This window comes from Arachidicoccus ginsenosidivorans (assembly GCF_007971385.1).
Lineage (GTDB): Bacteria > Bacteroidota > Bacteroidia > Chitinophagales > Chitinophagaceae > Arachidicoccus > Arachidicoccus ginsenosidivorans.
In genome coordinates this window covers 4,958,044-4,984,042 of sequence record NZ_CP042434.1, presented here as the reverse complement: position 1 = coordinate 4,984,042, position 25,999 = coordinate 4,958,044, and the positions used below count along the sequence as shown (strand labels likewise).

Below are 25,999 nucleotides of genomic sequence, written 5' to 3'. Positions count from 1 at the left end.
TTTGGGCTCCAAATTCAATAGGATTACTGGCAATGTCAAAAATGATTTTAAACCATTCAAATTTTTGTCTTTTTCTACCAATATTACCTATACGCAGGTCAAAACTTCTCCTGGCATTGCAATTGGGCCAATAACAAAAATTGCCTTCAGGGACGCTCCATATGCAAGATTGGCTAATGAAAACGGAGATGCTTTAGCTGTTGACGCTAATTATAGAGGATCTTATACCGACACTGCTGGTAATGGAAAGCTACTTAACTGGAAATATTTCCCCCTAAATGATTATACGCATACACATTATAATAATTTAGAAAAAAGTATAAGGGCTAATTTAGGTGCTGAATTAACCATCATGAAAGGTTTGGTAATGAATTTAAAATATCAGTATGAATGGCAAAACTCAACCGATGCCACCTTTTACGATCCATCCAGTTTTTATGTCCGTGACTTAGTCAATAGATTCTCATCTATTGACCCTGAAACTGGATTGGTAGTTTATAATCTGCCAAATGGCGGAATCCTGCATAATGTTAATAGTTTTGTAGAATCAAAAAATTATAGAGGGCAGTTTAACCTAGACAAAGACATTAAACAGTTTAAAATTGATGCAATTATAGGCGCAGAAATTAGAAAAATAAAAACAAGAAGTGATGAGTTTACAGCCTACGGTTATAACGAGAATAATTTAACTTCATCTGGTGTTAATGAAAATATCGGATATAGATCCTTTCTCGGAAATACAATGGAATATATAGATAATTCCAAATCTTTTACCGGGCTACAAAATAATTATGTTTCTTATTTTGGAAACGCTGCTGTTTCCTATCTTAATAAATATATAGTTTCAGGAAGCGCCAGAAGGGACGCTTCAAATTTATTTGGCGTTAATATCAATGATAAGTGGAATCCATTCTGGTCAGCTGGTTTAGCATGGGATATTAACCGTGAGAAATTTTTTAATTTAGATTTTGTTGACTATTTAAAATTAAGAACCACCTTGGGCGTTAGTGGCAACGTTGACCAATCAAAATCTGCTGTTACAGTCATCAGTTCAATTGGTGTCATTATGCCAAATTATTTACCGTCTTCAATGATTGCCCAATATGCAAATCCAGAACTTGGTTGGGAAAAGGTCCGAACTTTAAATTTGGGGCTAGATTATGCTATACTCAACAACACTTTTGCAGGCAGTTTTGAATATTATGTCAAACATGGATACAACTTATTTGGCCCGTCTATAATTGATCCTACGACAGGCGTAAACGGCTCCATTAGTAGGAATATCGCTGATATGATAGGAAAAGGAGTAGATCTTTCCATAAAGGCAAACCTTTTAAAGCGTAAGCTTAGCTGGACCGCTAATATTAATGTTAATTATTATGCCGATAAGGTATCAAAATACTATTTAATAAGGGCAGGTGCTAGTACCTACATAGGACGCGATAATACTATTGCACCAATGGAGGGTGCTCCATTATATTCAGTGGGTGGATATAAATGGGCAGGATTGGACCATGAAACTGGTAATCCAATTGGTTATTTAAATGGTGTACCTAGTATGGCATATGATTCAATTATATCGCAATCTGATTTAAGTGGTGTAGTTTACAAGGGGGCTGCAACACCAAAATGGTATGGATCTCTTGGAAATATCTTCACCTGGAAGAATTTTAGTTTAAACTTTAACCTGTTATATCAATTTGGCCACTACTTTAGAAAAAATATTACGAATTATAATCAATTGGTGAACGGTAGCTTAATGGGGAGTGAGTATGCTGATAGGTGGCAAGCACCAGGCGATGAAAAACATACAAATATCCCCTCTTTTGTTTATCCAGTAGATAACAGGAGGTCTACATTCTATACGATGTCCGAATTATTTGTTGACCGGGCAGATATTATTAGATTTCAATTTTTAAATCTATCATATATGCTTAAATCTATGAACAAAAACAAAATTTTTAAAGACATTGTATTTAACATTAATATAAACAATATTGGTATTTTATGGACAGCTAATAAATGGGATATAGATCCGCAAAATCAGCGGTCTTATAAAACCCCTAGAACACTCTCCTTTAAAATGAATATACATTTTTAATTCTTAATATATACTTTTATGTTTAATAAGACTCTATTATCAATATTTCTACTACTTCTTTTTTTATTTCATCCTGTAATAAGATTTTAGATGAGAAACCAAACCTATCCCTTGCGGAACCAAATACCTTAAAGGATATACAAGAAATGTTAGATTATGCATTTCTTATGAATAGAAGTAGTTCTAGTGGAGGTGAGGGGGCAACCGATAATTTATATTTCCCTGATGAAATTCTGGAACAAAAAAAAGATGATCAAATTTTGGCCTATACTTGGAGGCCTTTTTATTCCACAAACGGTGATTGGGATTTTATTTATAAAACAATCTATGTAGCCAATCTGGCCCTGGAAGAAGTTTCGAAAATTAAGGTTAAAAGTGATAATCATGATGGATGGAACAATATTTATGGCTCTGCATTATTTTATCGAGCCGTTTCTTATTTAGGCGGTATATTTACTTATTGTAAAGGATTCGACTCTTCAACGGCGAGTTCAGAATTGGGGATGCCTTTAAGATTAGTTTCCGATTTTAATTTTCATGTCGATAGGTCAAGTTTAAAGGAAAGTTATGATCAAGTTATTAAGGATCTATTACAGGCTATCCCTTATTTACCAATTACACCAATATCTAATTTTAGACCCTCGAGGGTCGCGGCATACGGTTTATTGGCGCGCACTTACTTGTCAATGAGAGATTATAATAAATGCCTAATATATTCTGATTCATGTTTAACCTTAAAAAATGACCTTTTAGATTATAACACTCTTGATGTTAGTCAGTTAATGCAATTTACTTATGATAATCCTGAAATTATTTTTAATTTGGGAATCGGTACATTTGGTCCCATTACATCAGCAGTAACGGATACTAGAGTTGACACAACCTTATACAGTTCTTATGAGAAAAATGATTTGAGAAAAGTTGCATTTTTTTATCCTTTTGACCCGGGGTATATTTTTAAAGGATCATATAGTGGCGATTTTCAGATAATTTTACGGGAATTGCAGTTGACGAAATATATCTTATGCGCGCAGAATGCTTATCAAGAGCTGGAAAAGTAAAGGAAGCGATGAATGATTTAAATACTTTATTACTTAAGAGATGGGTGTCCGGGACCTATAAAGTTTATAATGCTTCTACAACAGAAGAAGCACTAAAAATTATATTAGCTGAGCGTAGAAAAGAATTATTGTACCGAGGCTTACGCTGGATGGATCTTAAAAGATTTAATTTAGAAGGTCGTAATATTACACTGACACGAAAAGTTGATGGTAAAATTTATGAATTAAAACCAAATGACCCTTTTTATGCGCTGCCAATCCCATCCTATGTGGTGGAAAACTTTGGTTATAAACAAAATGATTATTAGAAAAAAGGAGGCCTAAGGCCTCCTTCATTTTAGGTGAATATTAATTTTGATCCACTCTGTTTTTCACTTGGTCAATTCCTAAACCAGTGATTGGCTGAAGGATATCGGGATGAGCGGGATCTGGTACAATGGTATACACCTGCGTAGGATGCACATGACCATTCTGATCTGTTGTCACATCACTGGCCATCAGTTTACAACCACTAACTGCTCCTGTACAAGATTGAAGATTATACTGTGTAGCTGTTATCTCTTCCCAGGCTGCAGGTTGGTTTTCCTGGCCATCAGAACCTGTGAACTGAAAATAGTGTTCGGTCAAATTACTATTTCCCAGGTTTAATACAGAATCAACTTCTGCTTTCTTGTTTGCTCCGACCGTAACAATCCCTATAAGGATAGCACTTACGGTCATCATTTTTGCTATAAGCATAATAATTGTTTTTTAGAATTAATAAATATGGCGTCCCACTTTCAATTTAACTTCCTGGGACTGATTATTATGATTGCTTACTCTTTTATACGGGTTTTGGGCTTACTCCCCGGCATGAATGTATACGGGTCATGCTTTACCAATTGGCTATTTAAATGTGTACTTTGATTTTTTATTCTATTTTTTCGCCAGCCTATCCAGGCGATTGCGGTAAAAAACATATTGAATATTAAATGGCCTTTCCATTTTAATTCAGAAATTAAGCCGCCGCAAGAACAAGGAATTTCCCCAAATGCGCCCGTTAATGCAAGGCCAACATAGAGTGTAAATACAATCATCAACAGTAATGAAAGTAAAAATCCTAAGGTTCTTCCTTTATCCAATGCCAGTAGTACAACCGTTACTAATTCTACTGCTGGTATTGCTATAGCGATAAAGGGAATTGACCAATGAGGTAGTGGTTGCCTGTTTAAAGAAAATAGAAAATTATCATAACTTGTAAGCTTGCTTCCTGCCGCATATATCCATAAAATTATGAGTAGGGAGCTGCAAAATAATATGATGTTTTCTCTTTTCATTTTTAGAATTTAATTTTACGACGTCACTTTGCCGGTACCACTTGGGATCATACATCCCGCAGTTTATGCTTTACTTAAATATCAGGAGAACATTGAGGCGGTAACCTAGCTTGAAATCTGACTGAATTTATTTTTACCGAAGTAGGTTATTTCTTTTTTCCTTCTGATTATGCTACCAGCTTTATTTCTTTGACAATTCAAAGGTAGTACCGAGTAGAGCCTATTTTGTTATGAAGAATGGACTTTAGGTAGTATTTTTTTTAATTTGATAATGCATTGATTATATACTTATTATGTGGATAAAGATTTACTTTATTGCATGGGTGGTCGATTTTTGAATATTATAAAAATATAAATATGTTATTAATGGTAAATTTTTACTAGCTAAATCATTTTAGAATTGGCTTGTTAGGTGATATTGCCGATGTTTTAGTCGTCTCCATTCAAATATTATAGGCAATTCTCATTTATAATTTTGTAATCTATCCTATTGCCCTTAATTTTATAGAGGAATTGCAGGTGATTAATCTTTTGACTTTATGGATTTGGTGACATTATTTATTGGTAGCTCTTATTAAGTGGCCAGGTATTTATTTTTTGGGCATATCGGTTCCGTACTTGGATTATAGGTATTAACAATTTTTTCTTTTTCTATTAATCTTTAAATTTAAATCTAAACGAATGAAAAGGAGTTATACGATCGTTACCCTTATTATGCTCACATTCTTTGTGATCTCCTTTCTAACCAACATTATAGGTGCTTTAAATCCTGATTTTATTCAGGATTTTCATTTGAGTCTAACCTTGGCAGCTTTAATTCCCTTTGCTTTTTTTATTGCCTATGGGTTAGTTTCCATTCCAACTGGTATTTTACTGGAAAAGTATAGGGAAAAGAAAATAATGATTTTTGGGTTTGTCACTGCTTTTGTAGGATCCATGATTTTGGCTATTTGGCCTAATTACTTAACGGCAATCATTTCTCTTTTTATAATAGGTAGCGGTATGGCTATGCTACAAGTAGTTATTAATCCACTGCTCAGAACGGCTGGAGGTGAGAAAAACTATGCATTTACTTCCGTTTTAGCGCAGCTTATTTTTGGTGCTGCCTCATTTTTAAGCCCAAGAGCATTTACCTATGTTGTCGGGCAACTTTCCGGTGAAAGTGGTCAAAAATATGCGGGGATTATACCTACCGGGATGTCCTGGATTGCTTTATATTGGATTTTTGCCTTAATTGCGCTAATAATGATTCTCATTATTGCCCTTATGAAGTTCCCCAAGGTAGAATTGAATGCGGATGAAAAGGCCGGATCTCTAAAAGTACACCTGGCACTGCTAAAAAAACCTGTGGTGATTTTGTACTTTCTAGGTATTTTCTTTTATGTAGGTACAGAACAAGGATTGAATAACAATATCTCTTTATTGTTACAGACGCTTCATGGCATAGATCCAGCTACGGCGGCGGATACCCTAGGCAATTTTTGGGGCTATATGACCGTGGGTAATATTCTGGGGTTGTTTTTATTAAAAATAATGGATAGCAGAATTTTACTTAAAGTATTTACCGTTTTGGCGATGATCAGCCTAGGCGTGGGCTTATTTGGTTCAGGATCTACCGTATTATATGCATTTCCAATGGTTGGATTTTTTATATCAGTCATGTACCCAATCATATTTTCTCTGGCTTTAAATTCTATGAGTGAACATCATGGCTCTTTTGCAGGGATCCTGGTCACTGCCATTATTGGTGGTGCGGTGATGCCCCTCATTATGGGTGCTATTAGTGATCAATTTGGTCTCACAGCGGGGATGAGTGTGTTGTTTTTGACCATGGCTTATATATTAAGCATTGGATTTTGGGCAAAACCACTGATTAATAACGCAACAATCAACTCCAATAAAAAGCAAAAGGATGGAAGATAGCGCACAATATGGCAAACAAAAAAGGATAAATAATACCTCCTCTGCTTTAAAAGGCGGTGGTATCATCGGAATAGATTTTGGGGCGACAAACTTAAGGGCTGCTTTGGTTTCAGAACACGGTTTAGTTCATATGGAAAGCAGACCTACTCCAAACCAAGGATCTTCTGATGATGTGTGGCGGGAAATAGCAGAATTAATTAATGCAGTTATTAACAACAATAATGGTCAATTACCTACGGCAATTTGTGCTGGGGTACCAAGTGTAGTGGACACAGCCACAGGGACGGTGTATGATGTACAGCATATACCTGCTTGTAAATCATTAGCATTGGGCAATTTGATTGAAAATAAATTTGGTGTATTGGCGCTTATTAATAATGATGCCAACGCATTTGCGTTGGGTGAGTATTATTTTGGTGACCATACCTACAATGATGACAACAATACTGGGCAAATCCCTAGATCTGAACAATCTCCCAGGCCAACCACTAGGCCTGTAGATCAGGAAATGTCAGATGACAAACCGCGAATGAAAAGCTATATGGATATTTTGGACGGTCAAACCGGAAATAAACATTCTGCTGCGTCATCAATGCGTTCAAAAAACCTACATGGCACACAACATGAAAAGTCCCTGGTTGGTTTGACCATTGGTACCGGGTTAGGGGCTGGATTAATCTTAAACGGCAAATTATACAGTGGTCCAAATTGTGGGGCAGGAGAGGTCGGATGTTTACCCTATTTAGACGCTAATTTGGAACGCTATGTTAGCGGGGCTTTTTTTAATAATGGGGATCTAAATGGAAAAGTTTATTTCGAGTTAGCCCAAAAGGGAGACAGAATGGCCTTAGCGCATTATGAGCAATTTGGCCATCACCTTGGGCAAGCCATTAAAATTATTATGTATACCTATGATCCCGATAGTATTATCCTAGGTGGGTCTGTAAGCCAGGCATTTAATTTCTTTTATAAGGCAATGTTTAAAGCTATGCAAGACTTTGATTATCCCGGCATTCTAAATAAAATCAGGGTTTCACCATCTCGTCTAAAGCACAGTGCTATTTTAGGAGCTGCTTCCTTATATTTTGATTACGTCAAAAGATAGTAAATCCCATAATTACTAACGCTTTTACATCTATTGGGCTAAAGAACCGTTTTAGAATTACATTAAATTCGCAGCCCCTTTGGCTGTATTTAACCCAGAAAAAATTGGTCACTAAAATAGGATGGAATTGGTCACTAAGTGGGACTAAATTGGTCACTAAAAAGGGCAAAACTGGTTACTGGATCAGGAGTTGATTTTTAACCCAGAAAAAATTGGTCACCAAAATAGGATGGAATTGGTCACTAAGTGGGACTAAATTGGTCACTAAAAAGGGCAAAATTGGTTATTGGATCAGGAGTTGATTTTTAACCCAGAAAAAATTGGTCACCAAAATAGGATGGAATTGGTCACTATGTGGGACTAAATTGGTCACTAAAAAGGGCAAAATTGGTTACTGGACCAGGAGTTGATTTTTAACCCAGAAAAAATTGGTCACCAAAATAGGATGGAATTGGTCACTAAGTGGGACTAAATTGGTCACTAAAAAGGGCAAAATTGGTTACTGGATCAGGAGTAGATTTTTAACCCAGAAAAAATTGGTCACCAAAATAGGATGGAATTGGTCACTAAGTGGGACTAAATTGGTCACTAAAAAGGGCAAAATTGGTTACTGGATCAGGAGTTGATTTTTAACCCAGAAAAAATTGGTCACCAAAATAGGATGGAATTGGTCACTAAGTGGGACTAAATTGGTCACTAAAAAGGGCAAAATTGGTTACTGGATCAGGAGTAGATTTTTAACCCAGAAAAAATTGGTCACCAAAATAGGATGGAATTGGTCACTAAGTGGGACTAAATTGGTCACTAAAAAGGGCAAAATTGGTTACTGGATCAGGAGTAGATTTTAACCCAGAAAAAATTGGTCACCAAAGTAGGATGGAATTGGTCACTAAGTGGGACTAAATTGGTCACTAAAAAGGGCAAAATTGGTTACTGGATCAGGAGTAGATTTTTAACCCAGAAAAAATTGGTCACCAAAAAAGGATGGAATTGGTCACTAAAATGGGTAAAACTGGTCCCAGGCAGCAATTAATGATTACCAGATCAGGAATTGGTTAATAACCGGGATAAAATTGGTCACTAAATAAGGGTAGAATTGGTCACCAAAAAGGGGGCAAATTGGTTATTATTTTTCGCGAATTACCCTTATGTGTGGTGCGAAATATAATATTAGCCTGCCTACACGGTCAAAATTTATTATTTTTGATAGAATCCTCATGGGCCTTATAACATTAGGGTCATTAGAATAATGATATTTATATAGAATATCTATACAATTTTTATTTTATATCTCTGTTTTCTTTAAACAACATGTCCATAACTATGATAAAACATTTGAAAGGGTTAACTGTCGTCTGTTTTTGTTTTTTGGGGCTATATGGCGCCTGCCAGCCAGAATCCGTTGAAAAGGAAATTTTGAGCAGCGTTAATCAATTAGTGTTGAAAGATGGTTGGAATATGCAATCTTCCACCAAAGTAACTGCTAATGGCGCAATGCTATCCAAAACTGATTTTCAACCCACAGACTGGTTTACCATTTCAGTGCCTTCTACCATCATAGGCGGGTTAATTGCCAATGATTACTATGATTTCGATCCCTTTATGGGGCAAAATTTTAAAAAACTCGCTGACCCATCCATGGATAAGCCTTGGTGGTTTCGCAAGACATTTGAATTAGGAAATCATTTTGCAGGTAAAAATATTATCCTAAAACTTCAAGGAGTGAACTATAAGGCGAATGTCTGGCTGAATGGTCATTTAATTGCTGATTCAGCAAAGATTAAAGGCCCTATGCGGATAATAGACCTGGATATTACAAATTATAGCCATACTGGCAAAAACGTACTTGCGCTGGAAATTCTACGCCCATTTAACCCCAATAGAAAGGATGGAGATCTGGCCATTGATTACGCTGACTGGATACACTATCCACCTGATTATAATGGAGGAATTGTCAATGAAGTAATGATTCATGGGTATAATAAAGTAGGCGTACAATACCCTCAGGTGGTGACACATTTTGATTTACCCTCTTTGGAAGTAGCCCACCTGACCGTTCATGCGCTGGTCACCAATTATACAGATAAGCCTCAGACAGTAGAGGTAAAAGCCCTGATCAATAATCATATACCCGTTAAACAAATGGTGACTTTAGCCGCCAGGCAACAAAAGGACGTAAGTTTTTCGCCTAAAGCTTTTCATAACCTTAATATAAAACATCCTAAAATATGGTGGCCATGGCAATATGGTGAACCTTTACTAAACCATATTAATATCTCTGTATATCAAAATAACAAAAGGTGTAGTGCTATTACGGATGAATTTGGGATCAGAGAGATTACATCTGAACTAATTGATAATCATTCTCGTGTGTTTTTTGTCAATGGAAAAAGGATCATGCTAAGGGGCGCAGCCTGGTCTCCTGATATCTTTCAGCGGCGTAGCGCTGAAAGGCAGCAGCAGGAAATTAAGCTTTATAAAGATATGCACTTGAATATTATCCGTTCTGAAGGGAAATTTGAGGATGAAAAGTTTTATGATCTCTGTGATAAATATGGCATGCTGGTGATGACTGGCTGGATGTGCTGCGGTGCCTGGCAATATCCAGAGAACTGGACAAGGGCTGAAAGGGCAGTTGCCATGGCTTCAGATAGCTCCATAATGTATTGGCTGAGAAACAAGGCTTGCATCATGGTCTGGCTCAATGGTAGCGATATGCCTCCCAGGGATCCTTCTGTTGAAAGAGATTACCTTAGTATTGAAAAGGCATTGCACTGGCCAAATCCAATACTAGCAACCGCCAATGAATCCAAATCCAAGGTATCCGGCTATAGTGGGGTAAAGATGGCTGGTCCTTATGAGTGGGTGCCACCGATTTATTGGGAAACAGACACGAAAAAACAATATGGAGGCACCTGGAGCTTTGCGACAGAGATTTCACCAGGACCTTCAATTCCCCCCTATGAAAGTTTGATTCGATTTATACCCAAAGATGACCTTTGGTATGACTCTGAGAGCTGGAACTATCATTGCGGAACGATGAAGTTTGGGACAACAAAAGTCTTTAATGCTGCTCTTTTTGCACGCTATGGAAAAGTCCATGATATGAAAGAATATGCAAGGAAAGCACAGGCCCAGAACTATGAAGCCCACAGGGCCATGATGGAAGCCTATGGTCTTCATAAGTATAACACCGCTACAGGTGTTATTCAATGGATGGGGGCTAATCCCTGGCCCGGCCTGATCTGGCATACTTTTGATTATTATCTAAATCCCGGCGGCACTTATTTTGGCATAAAAAAGGCCATGGAACCATTGCATGTCCAGTATTCTTATGCGACGAACTCAGTTTCACTGGTCAACTCTAAACTAAAACCAGCAAAAGGATTAGTAGTATTGGCCGAGATATACAATCTGCAAGGCAGGTCTGTATATCAAAAATCCATTCAGACAGCAGTAGGAGCAGACAGCACGCAATCGGCTTTCCCCCTCCCTAATACTATTGATGGGCTTTCAGATACCTACTTTCTGAAACTTGAATTAAAAAACGCTGCAGGAAAGCCTGTCAGCATAAACTGGTACTGGCTATCTAAAAAGAAAGATGCACTGAACTGGGCCAAATCCAATTGGTGGATGACACCGCAAACCGCCTATGCAGATTACACCAGCTTACAAAATATGCCTTCCACCTCTTTAGCAGTGAAAAAATCCAAAGAAATCATCAGAAATTCAAAAAAGGAAGGTGGCGATTCAGTAAGGCATCTGATAAAACTGACCAACACCGGTAAAGCAGTCGCTTTTCAGGTGCGGGTGCGCGCAGCTGAAAAAAATACAGACGGCACTTTTGGTGCTGATATCCTACCAGCCATTTATAATGACAATTTCATTGAACTGGCACCTGGAGAATCCAGGACGATTGTTTGTACCTACAGCCTGAAAGATGCCAGAAAAAGTATCCATCGAGCAACCGCAAATGCAACTGATCAGATTGGGATGGAAGTTTCAGGATGGAATATTACGCCCTGAGCTAAGTCACTGAGCAACTTACTTATTTTTCAAAAATTAGGGCGTATAAAAGCACCTAATTACAATTGCCCCCATAAATCATTAATTTGAAACGAGGTCAAGGCATCTTTTAATTCTAAAAAGATGCCTTGACACTCATAACATAAGCTTCTTTCAGCCTAAATATTAACACTTGATTAAAAAAAAAGTTCAAAATTATTTGCGCAAGCAAATGCTTGCGTATATATTTGTGTACAAAGAGTTGATCATTATGGAGGCACGCAGAGATGTTTTTCAGGCAATTGCAGACCCAACAAGGCGCGCCATAATTGGTATGATCGCCGAGGCACCTGTAAATGTCAATACAATTGCAGAACAATTTGATATGAGTAGACAGGCAATTTCCTTACATCTAAAAATTCTAACAGAATGTGATTTACTGACCGTTCAACAATTGGGAAGGGAGCGGCTCTACGAGGCAAAACTCGAAAAACTTTCTGAAGTTTATGATTGGGTCCAACAATATCAGCAATTGTGGTCAAGCAGACTTAATAAACTGAAAATATTTCTCGAGCAGGAACAGCTACCAACAAAAACGGTTAACCACCCAAAATAATAAAATTACTTTCATCAAAAAATAAACAATGGAAAAAAGTATAAAAACTCAGGAAGTGTTCATTGAAGAAGTCTTCAATGCAAGCATCCAAAGCGTTTTTGATGCCTGGACGGATCCCGAGCAATTGATGAAGTGGTATGCTCCTGATGGCTGCACCATTTCTTTCAAAACTCTGGATATAAAAAAAGGTGGTAAGTATCACTGCTGTATCTCAAATCCTACCTATGGAGACTGTTGGGCGATTGGAGAATATTTGGAAATTCTGCCCTATGCAAAGGTTGTATTTTCCATGGACAATGCGGACGAAAATGGCAATCCTATAAATCCGGCAGATATAGGGATGGATAAGAATTGGCCTGGCAAAACCGTGGTTACAGTAACCTTCCAGGAAGAAAACTGCAAAACTAGATTAACCTTACGACAAACAGTGTCTCAGGCGCTGGCTCAAAAAACGGGTGCCTATCCAAGCTGGCTGCAGATGTTAAGCAACATGCGTTCTTTACTTGAATCAAAATAATTGACAATGAAAAAAATTGTCCAATTTTTAATTATTCCAATTTTTTTGCCCTGTCATGCAATAATCCGGCACAAACAAAAATAGACAGAAATCCTATAAAAACAAGGACAATGGACAAGCAATTCTTCCAGCGTGGTTATAGTGAAGTAAACGGCATAAAAATGTATTATGAAATCTATGGGCAAGGCGAACCGATTGTACTACTACACGGTGGCGGATCTACTATAGGCTCCAGCTTTGGTAGAATTATACCACTACTTGCAGCCCACTTTAAAGTTATAGCGCCTGAACTTCAAAATCATGGCCATTCTGGATTTAGAGATATACCAGAAACTTTCCAACAAGATGCAAAGGATGTTCTAGCGTTGTTAAAAATCTGGGCATTAATAAAGCAAGTTTCTTTGGCTTTAGCAATGGCGGCACAACTGCACTATTGTTAGCCATTCATCATCCTGAAATAGTACATAAAATGGTCGTGGCTTCCGCTGTTTATAAGAGAAGTGGCCTCATTCCTGGCTTCTTTGATATGATGAAAAAAACAACTATTTCGCAAATGCCTCCAGAACTTAAAGCTGCAATTCTAAAAGTAAATCCAGATACAACCAAGCTGCAATTGATGTTTGAAAAAGATCGTGCAAGAATGGTTGATTTTAAAGATATTAAGGAAGAGGATATAAAATCCATTTCAGCACCAACGCTCATTGTCAATGCAGATAAAGATGTTGTAAGACCTGAACACGCAATTGAGCTGTACCGATTAATCCCTAATGCACACCTGGCCATATTTCCTGGTATTCACGGGAATACATCGGAGAAATCACCACAATTCAATCTAAATCTGAGACATATAAATATGATATGCCAATAATTATGGATTTTCTGAAATAGCCATTGAATCAAAGATAAAAGTAGGGACGGCCAACAAAAGCTTTGCACTTGACTTAATGCTGACAGGCTGCTCCAGTAAAACTAAAGTTACCAATAAGGTCCATAGATTTATTGCATTCGCTAAAAAGCTTCATTTAGGCCCAAGAAAAAGCCTTTTTTGCCATATTTTCCAAAAGCATAATCCAGGCACAAATTGGTTCTGGTAGCCTTGTTAAACAAAACCCTCAAACCAGCACCACCACCCGGCTGCCATAAATGGAATAAGGCCTGGTTGGTGGTCTCATCATTGACACTTTCCAGATTAAAAAAAGTTACTCCGCTTAAGAGTTGGTTGCGCGTAATGGGAAAACGATATTCCGTTTCATAATAAAAGAACTGGGTTCCTTTAAAATAGCTGATTGTGTAACCTCTGCCACTCCTGAAGTTAATATCTCTGCCCGTTCCAGGCAGTTCCAGATAAGGAAGTCTGCCCCCCAGCACAAAGGAGCTCCAGGTCCAGAAGGCCAATACGTGCTCCGGATGTTTTTAGATAAGCTGACATATTTACGCAAATCCAGGTTCAATTGAGTTGCATTTTTGGAACTACCCATCCAAGACTGATTGAGCCTTATACCAGCATTGGCATATATACCTTTATATGCCCTGTTCTGATTGTCTCTGGTCGTATATTGCAGGTCAAAAAGGAAACCATTGGCATTGTATCTGTCTTGTTTAAAACCGTATTTCGTATTATATTGTCCATAAGGTGTATTTTCTATATCTCCACCTTTCATAGTCGTACCTCTCCGGATATCAAATTCTAATCCGGCACCACCATAGAAATGGGGTAGGAACTCCTTGTAAATCTTTTCTTTGAATTGATAATATTGGGAGTTGAAAACATAGCCTTTGCGCGTGCCGTCTGGGCCAGGGCTGCTACCGAGTCCAAAATCCGGCGTAACGGATTTGGAAGCTACCATGGAGCCCTGGATATTGTATTTATTGCCATTGGTAAAGATATTATGCGTCAAATAGAAGTAAATAATCCCTTTAGTGGTGATAGAGGCAGAAGTAGCCGCTACAGATAAATAGGTTTTAGGATCACGACCGATGACCTTACCTGCTACAGCCTTGATCCCAATTTGAAAGCCAATGGTTGGATTGGCCGAAATATTGGGAACAACCGTGATGGCTGAAGGCGCTTTGGTGGAATCTCTGTGCTTATGAAACAGCTGCCGGTAAAGATCCCAAATATCTATCTGCTCACTATCAGAAAGAGGGTGTATAGGCCCCTGGTATAGGCTGTCGGAAGCATTAAATATTTGGTCATCTGGATCAGGTAAACTATCCTTTGAAAATGCCTGTTTTTGCCCCAGCTAATAAATGGCGCCGTGGTCAAAACAGGAACATCATTAATGCAATAATAATATTTTGAGAGCCAAACGGGCAGTCATGATTATTTGGGATTGGTCTGTTGCTAGTAGTATAATAGGTACATGCCTGGCAATGTCCAAAATGCCTGTCCATTTTTGATCCTTGGATCAAATTGTAATTTGAGGATTTTTGCCTCATATGGGGTCTTTGTTGCATCATGGGACGTCAATAAGGGTAAAGATGTTTATTTATAAGAGGTCTTCGTCTAATTTTAGTTTAACCTGTACTATATGTAACGTTTCCTTATACGAAACGTTGCCTGGTGGACTACAGGCAGGCTTACCCACCTAACTAAACCAAAATCAGACCATTTTAAATTTTTTTCCGTTTTTTGAATAAGCCTTTATTACACAAAGGCAAAAACGAACTCGGCAGACCATCCAAATTGCCATCCAATTGTTAATTAATTTCAAATCAAACTACATAGCAATCTAAAAATCAATTATTGTCGCAAGACTCCAAAATAGTTTTATTATTTTAGTGGCGATAACATGAATATTCTAATTGCAGGTGCAAATCTGTTATAACTGAGTAATCCGTGTTACCGTATAGAAAAGACCTATTGTCGACCTTAAAAAAATAAATAATAAAATGAAAAAACTACTTCTCATCGGGGCGTTTTTCGCCTTTACTGGTTCAGTTGTTTTGGCCCAAAAGCCAAATACCCTTACAAAAAAGGAAAAGAAAGCCGGCTGGAAACTACTTTTTAATGGCAAAAACACCGAAGGATGGCATACCTATCTTAAAGATACTGTTGGTTCCAAGTGGCAGGTTAAAGACGGCAATTTGATTTTTGATCCTACACAGCCGGCCTCAGGTGGCGGTGATATTGTAACCAATGACGAATATGAAAATTTTGAGCTGAATCTGGAATGGAAAATTTCCAAAGGGGGTAATAGTGGTATTATATTCGATGTTCAGGAAGATCCAAAATATGGAGCTACTTATCTGACAGGCCCAGAAATGCAGGTCCTGGATAATATTGATGCGGATGACAATAAGAAACAGAATCATTTGGCAGGATGCCTTTATGATATGTCTGGAGACGCTACAGTTTCCAAGCCAGTTCCAGTCGGTGGTTGGAACAAGGTCCGTATTATTCAAAACAAAGGGCACCTGACATTTTATCTAAACGGCATCAAAACTTTTGAAGGCCAGATGGGAAGTGCTGAATGGAATAAAATGGTCGCAAACAGCAAATTTGCAAATAAGGAATTTGCTGATTTTGGCAAAATCGCTAAAGGGCACATAGCCTTGCAACAACATCCCGGTTCTAGCGCCTGGAGAAATATAAAGATTCGTCAACTATAATAAGTAGCACGTCTGCCAACAATGAAAAAACAAATAATCTGAAATCTAGATTAGCATTAACAAGCATCCATAAAAAAGTAAAACCGCTCATCAGATTTTTACAACTGATGAGCGGTTTTCCTTTTTTAGTCTTCAATTCAGTGAGGAAAAAGCCATTTAAATAACAAAACAAATATGATCATATTGAAAAAATAGGCCTAAAACTTACATTATTGCCTGGACCAATGCCTGAAATCCTCCCATTGGCACCTGATGGGCGATGATGAGTGCCGTTTTGCCGGATAGCTTAATACAGTAAAACCATCATGATCCGTAGACGCCACCTGAAATTTGCCGTCCCTTGAACGAAGGCGAATAATATCCCCTGGCTTTAAAAATGGATTTTCAGCTCCATTATTAAAGCCTTGTTGTTGTCCTGTATCCTCCCGTTCCTGATTTTTTTCTTTCCAAAAAGCATTTTCATGTCGTTTAAAGGTTCAACTAATTCCACCAGCATGTCTATTGAGTTCGCTTTTTAGTTTCGGCAAACTTAATAATAGAACAAGGCCTGGAGGTTCCATTGGGTTGTTTGTTTGTTGCTGCAATTTAAGTTATTTTTTTCAACCCCTAATTGTTCAGCTACAATATTTACATCAAAATTATAATAAAATGATTTTCCATTACTTACATTGTGAATTATTTTATTTATAACTCTTTTTTTTCAACAAACACAAAATAGTATTTGGTTTTAATGAGTTGATTTGGCGCCGTTTGTCAAAATAAGCATAATTTAATCTTGTTTTACCCAATGATGGCCTCCAATAAGCAGTTGCGCTGCTATTTTTAAACAGTTGGAGGAAAAGACTTAACTTTGTGTCCTCGTTTTGAGGAGTTTACAGAAAATTTCGGTCTTTAAAAATGGAAGAGGGTTTACAACACAATATTGAAAAGATCAGGCGTCGCATAGACACAGCCTGTAAAAACAGTAGCCGGAAGCCGACAGACGTAAAATTACTTTTAGCCACAAAAACAGTATCTGCCGATAGAATTAAAGCAGCCATTACGGCCGGTTGCCGTCTTATTGCAGAAAATAAGATTCAGGAGGTAAAAGAAAAATTTAACGACCTACAGGAGGTAGCGCATGAAAGTCATTTTATCGGTCACTTGCAAACCAATAAAGTAAAAGAACTCCTAAAATACAATATCACCTGCCTGCACTCCCTTGACCGTTTGGAACTTGGCGAAAAACTGCAACATCGACTGGTCTTGGAAAATAAATACCTGGACGTGCTAATTCAAGTGAATACTTCAGGAGAGGTCAGTAAATTTGGTGTACCGCCCGATCAGGCAATTATGCTGGTTCAAAAGATAGCCTGTCTGGATCGTTTAAGGATCAAAGGGCTGATGACTATTGGACTATTTAGCGCGGATGCTGCTAAGGTCAGACCCTGTTTTCAATTACTTAGCCAATTAAAGGATCAAATCGCTGGTTTAAATATTACTGGTGTGCAAATGCAGGAACTCTCTATGGGAATGAGCTCAGATTTGGAAGTGGCCATAGAAGAGGGCGCAACGATTGTTAGAGTCGGAACGGCCGTATTTGGAAAAAGGCAATATCCCGATAGTTTTTATTGGAACGAAAGCAAAGGTAGATAAGCAGCCAATAATTAAATCGGTAGCATGATTACCTGCAATACCGAAGTATAATAAGTGATAAACCCAGTAGGATTTCCAATACCATCATAGATTGCAGATAACTACTACTTGATTGTATTTTGAGCCTCGAATAGAGCCTGCCAAGACCAGAGCATAGGACAATAACGCCTAAAAAATAAACCAGATAGTCTGATTGGTCTACCCTAAAGGCAGCCCAGACGCATAAAAAGCCCATACCAATATAAATACCCGACAAAAACCGTAGCAGGTTATCCAGTATGGGTTGCGGCGGCGTATTTGTCGGTAAAAATTTAGCTGCACCTTTCAATAACACATTAAACCCACCCAAAAAGCAGATGATACTTATTAGTGTGAGTATTGATTTAATGGCGATATCCATCATTGCAAAATTTAGCGTTGAATAATTGGGTTGATCTTACTGCTTTGTAAACAAAACTCCAAAGAGTAAAATTGGATTACGTTTGATCTTCTCTCAGCAATTGCCCTTATTTTTTTATATTTTGGATGTTCTGCTGTCTGAATATAAGCAATGCCAAAAGGGGGACATGACATTAAAGAAATAATTAGAACCAAGATGTCCCTGCTGTAATGCATTCTTTGCATTACGAATATACCATATTTAACGCGACAAACTGCGATTTTTAATTTTGAAAACTGCATTTCCCAAAATTATACTTAGTTTTGTAAATTCATCTGATGATATGATGATTCATTAAATAAAATGCTATTCAATCGAGATATGAACACTGTCATTCAAAAAAGGTCATTAGCCGATGAAGTGGCAGCTGGCCTGCAACAGCAAATTAGTGCTGGCGTATATAAAGTAGGAGATAAGTTGCCCACTGAACCGAACCTAATGAAAGCCTTCGGAGTAGGTCGTTCCTCTATAAGAGAAGCCATTAAAATTTTAGTGAACAGCGGGCTTTTGAGCGTGCAACAGGGAGTGGGCACTTTTGTGGAAAATCAAATAGCGGATCGCGAACCTTTGGGCACAAGGCTCAAAAGGGCAGATTATGGCGAGTTGGATGAGGTCAGAAAGCTTTTAGAAATCAAAATTGCGCAAAAGGCCGCACAAAATTGTGTGGATTCAGATATACAAAAGATGAAAGGATTTTTGGATGCACGCAAAAAGGCTGCCACTACAGGTGATTTACCTGGAAGTATTGCAGCAGATATTCAGTTTCATGTAGCCTTGGCGGAGGCATCAGGAAATGAAATTCTCTTGGATTTATATAAGGCGGTGGCTGCACATATGGAGTCCTGGTTTATGAAAGTAAACCTGGACACCAGCTCTTTTATCCAAACACAACACATGCATGAAGAGCTGTTAAAACACATTCGCAAGGGGCAATCAGAAGCCGCCTGGAATATGGCCATTGCCATTATTGATCATGGGTAAGGCGTTTTTTTAGGAAGATTAAATCTTCATTGGCCTGTTTTAATTTTTTATTGATCTGTGTAACTACAAACAAATTTTACATTTTTCCCCAATGCAAAATAGAAAACAAGAGATTCCTAAAATTGAACCTGCCATAAACGGTAGTGTTTCATATGAGCAAAATACTGCAAAAGCAGTGGTAGAGAAGACGGTATTTGCAATACTGTTCACCATTAGTTTTACCCATCTGCTCAATGACATGATGCAGTCAGTCATCCCTGCGATCTATCCCATTTTAAAGGATAATTACCATTTATCTTTTACCCAAATTGGGTTGATAACCCTTACTTTTCAAATGACGGCTTCTTTATTGCAGCCTTTCGTGGGGCATTATACGGATAAGAAGCCCCGGCCATTCTCCTTATCAATAGGAATGGGCTTTACTTTGCTGGGACTGGTCGCTTTATCCTTTGCCTCTAGTTTTTATTTGATTTTACTCTCGGTAGCCTTAATCGGTCTGGGCTCTTCGGTATTTCATCCAGAATCTTCCAGGGTGGCACACCTTGCATCCGGAGGTAAAAAAGGGCTTGCTCAATCCATTTTTCAGGTGGGTGGCAATACAGGTAGCGCAATTGGACCGCTGCTGGCAGCGGTGATTGTCGTGCCATTCGGGCAGTTTTATATCATTTGGTTTGCGTTAGCCGCCATTATTGGCATGGCATTTTTGATCCGGGTAGGTAAATGGTATCAGAATAATTTAAGGGCAGCCAAAAAGAAGCCCAAAACGGCCATTTTGGATGCAATGCCCCATCTTTCTAAAAAAAGGGTAGGGTGGTCGATTGTCATTTTACTAGTATTGATCTTTTCCAAGTATTTCTATATGGCCAGCATGACCAGTTATTTTACGTTTTATCTTATTGAGAAATTTAATGTTTCAGTGCAGGCCTCTCAGTTATATTTATTTGCTTTTCTGGGGGCGGTAGCCGTTGGTACCGTTATGGGAGGTTCTTTAGGCGACCGGTTTGGCAGAAAATATATCATCTGGATTTCCATATTAGGCGTAGCACCTTTTACTATGTTACTGCCCTATGTAAACCTAAGTTGGACGATCATTCTGGCCATTTTAATTGGGCTGATTCTTTCCTCTGCCTTTTCGGCTATCCTGGTTTATGCCACAGATCTGGTACCTGGTAAAGTTGGGATGATCGCCGGACTGTTCTTCGGTTTTGCTTTTGGGATGGGAGGGATCGGATCAGCTTTTCTTGGCTGGTTGGCTGATAGAACCAGCATTGAATATATTTTCCATCTTTGTGCTTTTTTGCCACTCCTAGGTATGATTACCGGTTTTTTACCCAATCTGGAACATCATCCCAGGCGAGCAAAATAAGCCGATTGACATTGAAAAATTATTACTTTGCTGATGATTGGATCGTTTATATAGACTTTAAACTAAAATTGCCGCATTTCAGCGGCGCTTTTAGTTTAAAGTCTATTTGCACCTGTTTAGTCGATATAACACTTTATAATTCAATACATTGAGCCCATATGTCTTTATAAATTAAACCGATTATTATTCCATCCAAGACTTTCTTTTAAAATTAAATTTGGTGAATTGATAATTTGTTGTTTACATTTGTAGTGTACTATTAAACTAATACACTCAAATACTGATATCATGATTAAAATTGAGTCTTTGGGATTTGCGTATAAAAACAGAGCTGTCTTTGAAGCACTGAGCATAGAATTTGAACCAGGTCATATTTATGGGCTGCTCGGTAAAAACGGAACCGGAAAATCTACCTTACTTAGAACCATGATGGGTCTTTTATTTCCAGATAAGGGTGTTGTAGATGTATTTGGGTATAACCCATCCAAAAGACGGCCTGCCTTTTTGCAGGATGTATTTATGGTGGCTGAAGAATTTTATTTTCCAGGCGTATCTGTAGAAAAGTATGTTACATGCAATGCGCCCTTTTATCCAGCCTTTAATCAGGAGCAATTTTGGCAATATCTAAAAGAATTTGAAATCCCCAGAGGGAATAACCTTGACCAGATGAGCTATGGCCAAAAGAAAAAGGTATTAATTGCCTTTGCATTGGCTTGTAATACGCGTTTACTGCTGATGGATGAACCCACCAATGGATTGGATATTATGAGTAAAAGCCAGTTTAGAAAAGTAATGGCTGGGGTCGCAACCGAAGACAAATGTATTATTATCAGTACCCATCAGGTAAGAGATCTGGAAACGCTCATTGATTTTATTACCATTTTGGATAATGGCAATATCCAATTCCATCATAATATTGAAGAAATTCAACGCGTACTTCAGTTTGGTTTTAGTTTTGAAAAGGCGTTACCTGAAGATACCATCTATAAAGAAGGGGCATTGACTGGCCAGGCATTTATCAAAAGGGTAGAAGCTGGAGAGGATAATACAGGCAAAATTGACCTAGAAATGCTTTATAAAGCAGTCAATTTAAAAGGGCCAGCGATCAATGCTGCCTTTGCTGGGGTTAACTAATACCATAACTATGATGTCAAAATTCAAATTTTAAAATCTTATTAATCCAATAATATGAATCAGATATTTAGTTTTAAGCGGTGGTGGCTATTAATGCGGCGGCACTGGATAGAAAACAGTAAATTCTTTTTATTTGGCTCCTTATCACTTTTAGGCGTAATTGCGATCTCTTTTATGTTTTTGCTGGTTAATGGAACCCATTATCAAGCCTATTCAGAGTGCATACTTTACCTAATCGGTCTTTTCCTCGTTGGTGCCATTTTTGCCAGCGGTGCTTTTGATGCGTTGCAAAAAAAGGAGCGGGGTATTGCTTATCTAAGTCTTCCCGCCAGTCATTTTGAGAAGCTATTAACCCATATTTTCTACAATCTGATATTTTTTACCATCATCTACAGTCTTTGTTTTTACGCTATGTCAGAAATCTTTGAGCTGATCGTTAAAAGCAGGGTTCAGGCGGAGCCTTATAAATACAGCTTTGAACCATTGGACTGGGAGCATCCACGCGAATTTATGGTAGCCAAAAACTACCTTATTACAATCTTCTTTGGGGTCCAAGCCCTGTTTTTAGCAGGCTCCATTTATTTTAAGCGTTTTTCGTTTATCCTTACAACGATTGTTCTGGTTCTTTTTATTTTGTTTTTGGGGTATTACATAAATAGTATTCAGCATGGCCTATTAAGAGGATACTATGGCACAGGAGCTTCATTACACTCTTTAGGCTTAAGCTTACCTGCGAAAATTTATCGGTTGCCACCTGCATTGGTTTTTATACTCAAATGGCTGCTGCTATTAGGGTGGGCGCCTTTGTTTTGGCTGGTGGCCTGGTTTAGATTAAGAGAAAAAGAAATTTAAAAGCTAAGAAAATGATGCATTTTGAAAATAGCAGCCAGGCCATTTATTTGCAGATCGTGGAATATGTCTGTGAACAAATTATTCTTGGAGAGTGGCCAGTTGGCGAGAAAATACCCAGTGTCCGGGAATTGGGGGTAGCCCTAGAGGTGAATCCCAATACCGTGATGCGCAGTTATGAGGTCCTAAAAAATGAACAAATAATTTTTGATAAACGCGGAATCGGCAATTTTGTAGATAGCAAGGGGCAGGATAAGGCACTCAGCTACCTGCAGCAGGAATTCACCTCTAAAGCATTGCCACAAGTCTTTAAGACGATGTTTTTACTTAAGATGGGGGTGGAAGACCTTAAAAAGCCACTCGAGCAATTTATCAAAAATTATGTTTCAACTACAGATGCAGATGCTTCCTAATCTGAAATCTGCATCATTTATCAAAAAAATAATAAATCAGCCATGAAGATCAAAAACAGCAATAAAATTTTAATCCTGATTTTGGTGTTAACGGTAGCCATTCCACTATTGGTCGCCCAGATCTACCTGCATAAAATAAAAACAGGCGATTTTGAATATGAAAAGCCAACTGTTAGAATTGAACATCCTGAACTTGATATCAAGGGCAGTCTAAGCGGTGTAAAGGCCATAAAACTGATTGGAGGTGATTATACAGATTTGCTAAGTGCAACGATAATACATGGTGACTTAGCGAACTATGAAATTACCCGAAATCGAGCAGCGGATAGTGTGGAAATCACTCAAATCGCAGATACACTGGTGTTCAAATATATTAATGCAAATAATGCAAGAATAAGATATGTAGAAGATCATTTCACTAAAATTCGTTTGAACTTACCTGATAATCTCCCGATTTATGCAAATAATTGTCATTTAAGATACCCATCCTTGGATAAGCCTCTGCAAATATCTAAATTAAGCCCGGCTGAGTTTTTTCTCGACCATGGAGCTATTCTAGCATTAGGAACGCAAACCTTGGTCTTTCACAGTGTGCCAGACACTGTCATTGCAGGGAATAAAGGAAAGGACGTGTATTTAAGAGATACCACCCAAGCTACTGAAGATAGTTTAAATAACATTTATGGGAAAATAGGCGCTGTAAAAATTCATGTAAACCATAGCACCGTTGATCTTGAGCAGCCCTTAATTTTTGATAGCCTGCAATTGACAATGATTAATAATGCTACCTTTAAATTAACCCATCCCATTAAAATTAAATCGTTAAGGGCCAATATTGATCCAAAAACGAATATTGAAGGCGATTTCAAATCAGTTTCATCAATAAATGAATTGTTGAAATAATCACGATCTGATTTTTATTTAGTAAGGATATAAGGTGCGTAGGTGCGAGGTGTTTGTATTGAAACTACAAATTAATTCTGGTGCTTCCAATACGTGATGAATTTGATAACGCCTGCATAAATAACAAATCTCTAATTTATGGCCCGAGTGAGGTCGATAGATCAAATTTAGCCTTTGCATTATTTGACATTGTTAAGACTACCCACAATACCTTGAATATATCTTACGATCTTCTAAATGCAGATTTTTATTATTTGATGACGAAACAAAATATTAGCCCCCTTTCAAAAAAGGGGCAAAAGACAATTCTGAACCTTAACATTCCTTAAATCAATCAATAAAAATGCAGCGTTAAACAAAAATTGATTTTGCAATGAAAGCTACCCCTTTGTTATGGCCGTTTAACCATACGTATCTGCAGTCCGTTTTGCAATAAGGTCACTGCAGTATATTTACCATTTTCCTGGCTAAACTGCAGTTGTGCTTTAACCGCTAAATAAAAAAAACGGTCTTTAGCATTAGCATACACTTCAAAAGGGATCTGATCCATATATTTGGCATATAACCTGCCATTTTTAGTCATGATCCGCATTTTGATTTTGGGTTCTCCCTGCTTTACATATAAACCAGCCAGCTGTTGTAAATAATTGGCGTCTACCTTTATTGCTTTTGGTAATTCTGCCACATAAGGCCAGTCAAAGTCTTTTTCACCATTTAGTATCTGTAAGATGGAGGGCATAATGGCCTCTTCAACAGCCGTACGATCAGTATTTTGCAACATAATAATGGTACGGTTACGATTTGGATAATAAACTATAAAGGATCTGTAGCCAGCGATGCCGCCATTATGCCAGAGAAAAGTATTCAAAGGATTTTTCTTAGGTGCATACAACCATCCAAAGGTATAAGCTAAGCCGTCATAACCAATGGTATCTTTGCCGTCTTTACTTAAAAAGGGTTGCATAGCTGCCGCAAAAATAGAGGCTGGCACCAGGGTATTATCCCCAATCGCCTGAATCCATTTATATAGATCCATTACGGTGCTCTGGATACCTGCATGCCCATACGTACCACTCATAAAATGATAGTAATCTCTGAGTGCAAGTAAGGAAAAAGGTTGATAACCGGAGGTTACAGGATCCCATAGGTAATTATGGGCATATTCGCCTGGTTTAAAACGACTGTAATTATACCGTGGGATAGAGCTGTTTCGCATATGGGCTGGGTCAAATATGTTTTTTTGCAAGTAATCCGGGAAACTAAGACCACTTATTTTACTAACAATATTTGCCAGCAGTAGATAATTGGTGTTCGAGTAGCCGTAAGCAGATCCAGGATCAAATAAGGTCGTAGGGGCTAATTTACCCAAGGCTTTTTCCACGTCCTGGTTAGTACAAACATCACTTTGTATTTGCAGCTGACTTTTTGTCCAACCTAAAAAATCTGTAATGCCGGAGCAGTGATGGATCAAATCGTTTATTGTAACATTCTTGTAGGGGAGATCGGGCAGGTATTTGGTAATCGTATCGGAATAGTTTAATTTGCCTTGGCTATGAAGTTGCATAATGGCCATTGCGGTAAATTGTTTACTGACTGAGGCAATTTCAAAGCCAGTTTGTAGATTCATGGGCACCTGATGGTCAAAATCGGCATATCCGTAGGCGCCTCTAAAAATAACATTGCCGCTATCCGCCACCAGTACGGTGCCATTATACTCCTTTGCATTATTTAAACTATCAAATAATTGGTTTAGCAGGTCTACTTTGGTTTGTGCTCGCGTAGCGGTAAAGCAAATAATTAATAAACAAAAGCAGAAAATTCGATTTTTGACCATGTTGTTTAAAGTATGATTATTAATTATCAGATTATCAGACAAATATAAGAAAAGAAGGAGTACAACGGATAAACTTATGGATTTCTCAATTACTTTAAATGTTCTTTGAGCAAAATTTACATAACTAATTAAATATCAATATACTACATGATTTAACTTGCATTTGGTAAAATATTTAAAGTTGACATT

Annotated in this window: 23 protein-coding genes; 18 read left to right on the top strand and 5 right to left on the bottom strand. The window is 37.9% G+C overall.

Annotated features, from left to right (window positions below; genetic code table 11):
* Nucleotide 1 precedes the first annotated feature (1 nt).
* From FSB73_RS19995 to FSB73_RS19985, 3 genes are read left to right on the top strand one after another with little or no spacing between them, the layout of a single operon-like run.
* Entirely contained in the window at nt 2-2,101 is a 2,100-nt protein-coding gene (locus tag FSB73_RS19995; RefSeq protein ID WP_146786328.1) for a SusC/RagA family TonB-linked outer membrane protein, read from the top strand.
* A 35-nt stretch (nt 2,102-2,136) separates the two neighbouring features.
* On the top strand, nt 2,137-3,162 hold the full coding sequence (locus tag FSB73_RS19990; RefSeq protein WP_146786325.1) for a RagB/SusD family nutrient uptake outer membrane protein: 1,026 nt from the start codon (nt 2,137-2,139) through the stop codon (nt 3,160-3,162).
* Nucleotides 3,126-3,470 carry a RagB/SusD family nutrient uptake outer membrane protein gene (locus FSB73_RS19985; protein WP_146786322.1) on the top strand — a complete coding sequence of 115 codons (345 nt, stop codon included), beginning with the start codon at nt 3,126-3,128 and terminating at the stop codon, nt 3,468-3,470. Before FSB73_RS19990 ends, FSB73_RS19985 begins: the two co-directional genes overlap by 37 nt.
* A gap of 40 nt (nt 3,471-3,510) precedes the next feature.
* Here the strand turns inward: FSB73_RS19985 and FSB73_RS19980 are convergent, their stop codons facing one another.
* Together FSB73_RS19980 and FSB73_RS19975 are read right to left on the bottom strand one after the other, a co-directional pair.
* Nucleotides 3,511-3,900 (bottom strand): hypothetical protein, encoded by a 390-nt coding sequence (locus FSB73_RS19980; protein WP_146786319.1) that lies wholly within the window; start codon nt 3,898-3,900, stop codon nt 3,511-3,513.
* 77 nt (nt 3,901-3,977) lie between these two features.
* The gene (locus FSB73_RS19975; protein ID WP_146786316.1) at nt 3,978-4,478 is read right to left on the bottom strand and encodes a MauE/DoxX family redox-associated membrane protein; all 501 of its coding nucleotides are present in this window, start codon (nt 4,476-4,478) and stop codon (nt 3,978-3,980) included.
* A gap of 681 nt (nt 4,479-5,159) precedes the next feature.
* Between FSB73_RS19975 and FSB73_RS19970 the strand changes: the two genes are divergently transcribed.
* The 7 genes from FSB73_RS19970 (at nt 5,160) to FSB73_RS25700 (ending at nt 13,512) form a co-directional block, all read left to right on the top strand.
* Nucleotides 5,160-6,401: an MFS transporter gene (locus FSB73_RS19970; RefSeq protein WP_146786313.1), complete on the top strand. Its 1,242-nt coding sequence runs from the start codon at nt 5,160-5,162 to the stop codon at nt 6,399-6,401.
* Nucleotides 6,391-7,506, top strand: a complete 1,116-nt coding sequence (locus FSB73_RS19965) for an ROK family protein (protein ID WP_146786309.1) — start codon at nt 6,391-6,393, stop codon at nt 7,504-7,506. Before FSB73_RS19970 ends, FSB73_RS19965 begins: the two co-directional genes overlap by 11 nt.
* 1,323 nt (nt 7,507-8,829) lie before the next feature.
* Nucleotides 8,830-11,532, top strand: a complete 2,703-nt coding sequence (locus FSB73_RS19960; protein WP_158639628.1) for a glycosyl hydrolase 2 galactose-binding domain-containing protein — start codon at nt 8,830-8,832, stop codon at nt 11,530-11,532.
* A 172-nt stretch (nt 11,533-11,704) separates the two neighbouring features.
* On the top strand, nt 11,705-12,127 hold the full coding sequence (locus FSB73_RS19955) for an ArsR/SmtB family transcription factor (RefSeq protein ID WP_317132812.1): 423 nt from the start codon (nt 11,705-11,707) through the stop codon (nt 12,125-12,127).
* 28 nt (nt 12,128-12,155) lie between these two features.
* Nucleotides 12,156-12,644 carry an SRPBCC family protein gene (locus FSB73_RS19950; protein WP_146786303.1) on the top strand — a complete coding sequence of 163 codons (489 nt, stop codon included), beginning with the start codon at nt 12,156-12,158 and terminating at the stop codon, nt 12,642-12,644.
* A 110-nt stretch (nt 12,645-12,754) separates the two neighbouring features.
* Nucleotides 12,755-13,084, top strand: a complete 330-nt coding sequence (locus FSB73_RS25705) for an alpha/beta fold hydrolase (protein ID WP_225974206.1) — start codon at nt 12,755-12,757, stop codon at nt 13,082-13,084.
* Nucleotides 13,078-13,512 carry an alpha/beta fold hydrolase gene (locus FSB73_RS25700; RefSeq protein ID WP_225974205.1) on the top strand — a complete coding sequence of 145 codons (435 nt, stop codon included), beginning with the start codon at nt 13,078-13,080 and terminating at the stop codon, nt 13,510-13,512. Before FSB73_RS25705 ends, FSB73_RS25700 begins: the two co-directional genes overlap by 7 nt.
* A 340-nt stretch (nt 13,513-13,852) precedes the next feature.
* Here the strand turns inward: FSB73_RS25700 and FSB73_RS19940 are convergent, their stop codons facing one another.
* On the bottom strand, nt 13,853-14,542 hold the full coding sequence (locus tag FSB73_RS19940) for a BamA/TamA family outer membrane protein (RefSeq protein ID WP_146786300.1): 690 nt from the start codon (nt 14,540-14,542) through the stop codon (nt 13,853-13,855).
* 994 nt (nt 14,543-15,536) lie between these two features.
* Between FSB73_RS19940 and FSB73_RS19935 the strand changes: the two genes are divergently transcribed.
* Together FSB73_RS19935 and FSB73_RS19930 are read left to right on the top strand one after the other, a co-directional pair.
* Nucleotides 15,537-16,256, top strand: coding sequence for a 3-keto-disaccharide hydrolase (locus tag FSB73_RS19935; RefSeq protein ID WP_146786297.1), 720 nt, complete (start codon nt 15,537-15,539; stop codon nt 16,254-16,256).
* Nucleotides 16,257-17,153: 897 nt separating this feature from the next.
* Nucleotides 17,154-17,891, top strand: a complete 738-nt coding sequence (locus FSB73_RS19930) for a YggS family pyridoxal phosphate-dependent enzyme (protein ID WP_146786294.1) — start codon at nt 17,154-17,156, stop codon at nt 17,889-17,891.
* A gap of 28 nt (nt 17,892-17,919) precedes the next feature.
* Here the strand turns inward: FSB73_RS19930 and FSB73_RS19925 are convergent, their stop codons facing one another.
* Nucleotides 17,920-18,294 (bottom strand): DUF4345 domain-containing protein, encoded by a 375-nt coding sequence (locus FSB73_RS19925; RefSeq protein WP_146786291.1) that lies wholly within the window; start codon nt 18,292-18,294, stop codon nt 17,920-17,922.
* Between the two features lie 339 nt (nt 18,295-18,633).
* Here FSB73_RS19925 and FSB73_RS19920 point away from each other — a divergent pair, with 339 nt between their 5' ends.
* The 6 genes from FSB73_RS19920 (at nt 18,634) to FSB73_RS19895 (ending at nt 23,976) form a co-directional block, all read left to right on the top strand.
* Complete coding sequence (locus FSB73_RS19920; RefSeq protein ID WP_225974204.1) at nt 18,634-19,311, top strand: FadR/GntR family transcriptional regulator; 678 nt, start codon at nt 18,634-18,636, stop codon at nt 19,309-19,311.
* Between the two features lie 91 nt (nt 19,312-19,402).
* Nucleotides 19,403-20,677: an MFS transporter gene (locus tag FSB73_RS19915; RefSeq protein ID WP_146786288.1), complete on the top strand. Its 1,275-nt coding sequence runs from the start codon at nt 19,403-19,405 to the stop codon at nt 20,675-20,677.
* 288 nt (nt 20,678-20,965) lie between these two features.
* Nucleotides 20,966-21,811, top strand: a complete 846-nt coding sequence (locus FSB73_RS19910) for an ABC transporter ATP-binding protein (protein ID WP_146786285.1) — start codon at nt 20,966-20,968, stop codon at nt 21,809-21,811.
* Nucleotides 21,812-21,865: 54 nt separating this feature from the next.
* Nucleotides 21,866-22,663 (top strand): hypothetical protein, encoded by a 798-nt coding sequence (locus FSB73_RS19905; protein ID WP_146786282.1) that lies wholly within the window; start codon nt 21,866-21,868, stop codon nt 22,661-22,663.
* Nucleotides 22,664-22,674: 11 nt separating this feature from the next.
* On the top strand, nt 22,675-23,073 hold the full coding sequence (locus tag FSB73_RS19900) for a GntR family transcriptional regulator (RefSeq protein ID WP_225974203.1): 399 nt from the start codon (nt 22,675-22,677) through the stop codon (nt 23,071-23,073).
* A 42-nt stretch (nt 23,074-23,115) separates the two neighbouring features.
* Complete coding sequence (locus FSB73_RS19895; RefSeq protein ID WP_146786279.1) at nt 23,116-23,976, top strand: hypothetical protein; 861 nt, start codon at nt 23,116-23,118, stop codon at nt 23,974-23,976.
* 391 nt (nt 23,977-24,367) lie between these two features.
* Here the strand turns inward: FSB73_RS19895 and FSB73_RS19890 are convergent, their stop codons facing one another.
* Nucleotides 24,368-25,810: a serine hydrolase domain-containing protein gene (locus FSB73_RS19890; protein WP_146786276.1), complete on the bottom strand. Its 1,443-nt coding sequence runs from the start codon at nt 25,808-25,810 to the stop codon at nt 24,368-24,370.
* Nucleotides 25,811-25,999 lie beyond the last annotated feature (189 nt).

What these genes read in the sequence shown, in the direction of transcription:
- FSB73_RS19985 (WP_146786322.1), top strand. Translation starts at nt 3,126, where the DNA reads ATGCGCGCAGAATGCTTATCAAGAGCTGGAAAAGTAAAGGAAGCGATG.
- FSB73_RS19980 (WP_146786319.1), bottom strand. Translation starts at nt 3,900, where the DNA reads ATGCTTATAGCAAAAATGATGACCGTAAGTGCTATCCTTATAGGGATT.
- FSB73_RS19975 (WP_146786316.1), bottom strand. Translation starts at nt 4,478, where the DNA reads ATGAAAAGAGAAAACATCATATTATTTTGCAGCTCCCTACTCATAATT.
- FSB73_RS19970 (WP_146786313.1), top strand. Translation starts at nt 5,160, where the DNA reads ATGAAAAGGAGTTATACGATCGTTACCCTTATTATGCTCACATTCTTT.
- FSB73_RS19965 (WP_146786309.1), top strand. Translation starts at nt 6,391, where the DNA reads ATGGAAGATAGCGCACAATATGGCAAACAAAAAAGGATAAATAATACC.
- FSB73_RS19960 (WP_158639628.1), top strand. Translation starts at nt 8,830, where the DNA reads ATGATAAAACATTTGAAAGGGTTAACTGTCGTCTGTTTTTGTTTTTTG.
- FSB73_RS19950 (WP_146786303.1), top strand. Translation starts at nt 12,156, where the DNA reads ATGGAAAAAAGTATAAAAACTCAGGAAGTGTTCATTGAAGAAGTCTTC.
- FSB73_RS25705 (WP_225974206.1), top strand. Translation starts at nt 12,755, where the DNA reads ATGGACAAGCAATTCTTCCAGCGTGGTTATAGTGAAGTAAACGGCATA.
- FSB73_RS19935 (WP_146786297.1), top strand. Translation starts at nt 15,537, where the DNA reads ATGAAAAAACTACTTCTCATCGGGGCGTTTTTCGCCTTTACTGGTTCA.
- FSB73_RS19930 (WP_146786294.1), top strand. Translation starts at nt 17,154, where the DNA reads ATGGAAGAGGGTTTACAACACAATATTGAAAAGATCAGGCGTCGCATA.
- FSB73_RS19925 (WP_146786291.1), bottom strand. Translation starts at nt 18,294, where the DNA reads ATGATGGATATCGCCATTAAATCAATACTCACACTAATAAGTATCATC.
- FSB73_RS19920 (WP_225974204.1), top strand. Translation starts at nt 18,634, where the DNA reads ATGCTATTCAATCGAGATATGAACACTGTCATTCAAAAAAGGTCATTA.
- FSB73_RS19915 (WP_146786288.1), top strand. Translation starts at nt 19,403, where the DNA reads ATGCAAAATAGAAAACAAGAGATTCCTAAAATTGAACCTGCCATAAAC.
- FSB73_RS19910 (WP_146786285.1), top strand. Translation starts at nt 20,966, where the DNA reads ATGATTAAAATTGAGTCTTTGGGATTTGCGTATAAAAACAGAGCTGTC.
- FSB73_RS19905 (WP_146786282.1), top strand. Translation starts at nt 21,866, where the DNA reads ATGAATCAGATATTTAGTTTTAAGCGGTGGTGGCTATTAATGCGGCGG.
- FSB73_RS19900 (WP_225974203.1), top strand. Translation starts at nt 22,675, where the DNA reads ATGATGCATTTTGAAAATAGCAGCCAGGCCATTTATTTGCAGATCGTG.
- FSB73_RS19895 (WP_146786279.1), top strand. Translation starts at nt 23,116, where the DNA reads ATGAAGATCAAAAACAGCAATAAAATTTTAATCCTGATTTTGGTGTTA.
- FSB73_RS19890 (WP_146786276.1), bottom strand. Translation starts at nt 25,810, where the DNA reads ATGGTCAAAAATCGAATTTTCTGCTTTTGTTTATTAATTATTTGCTTT.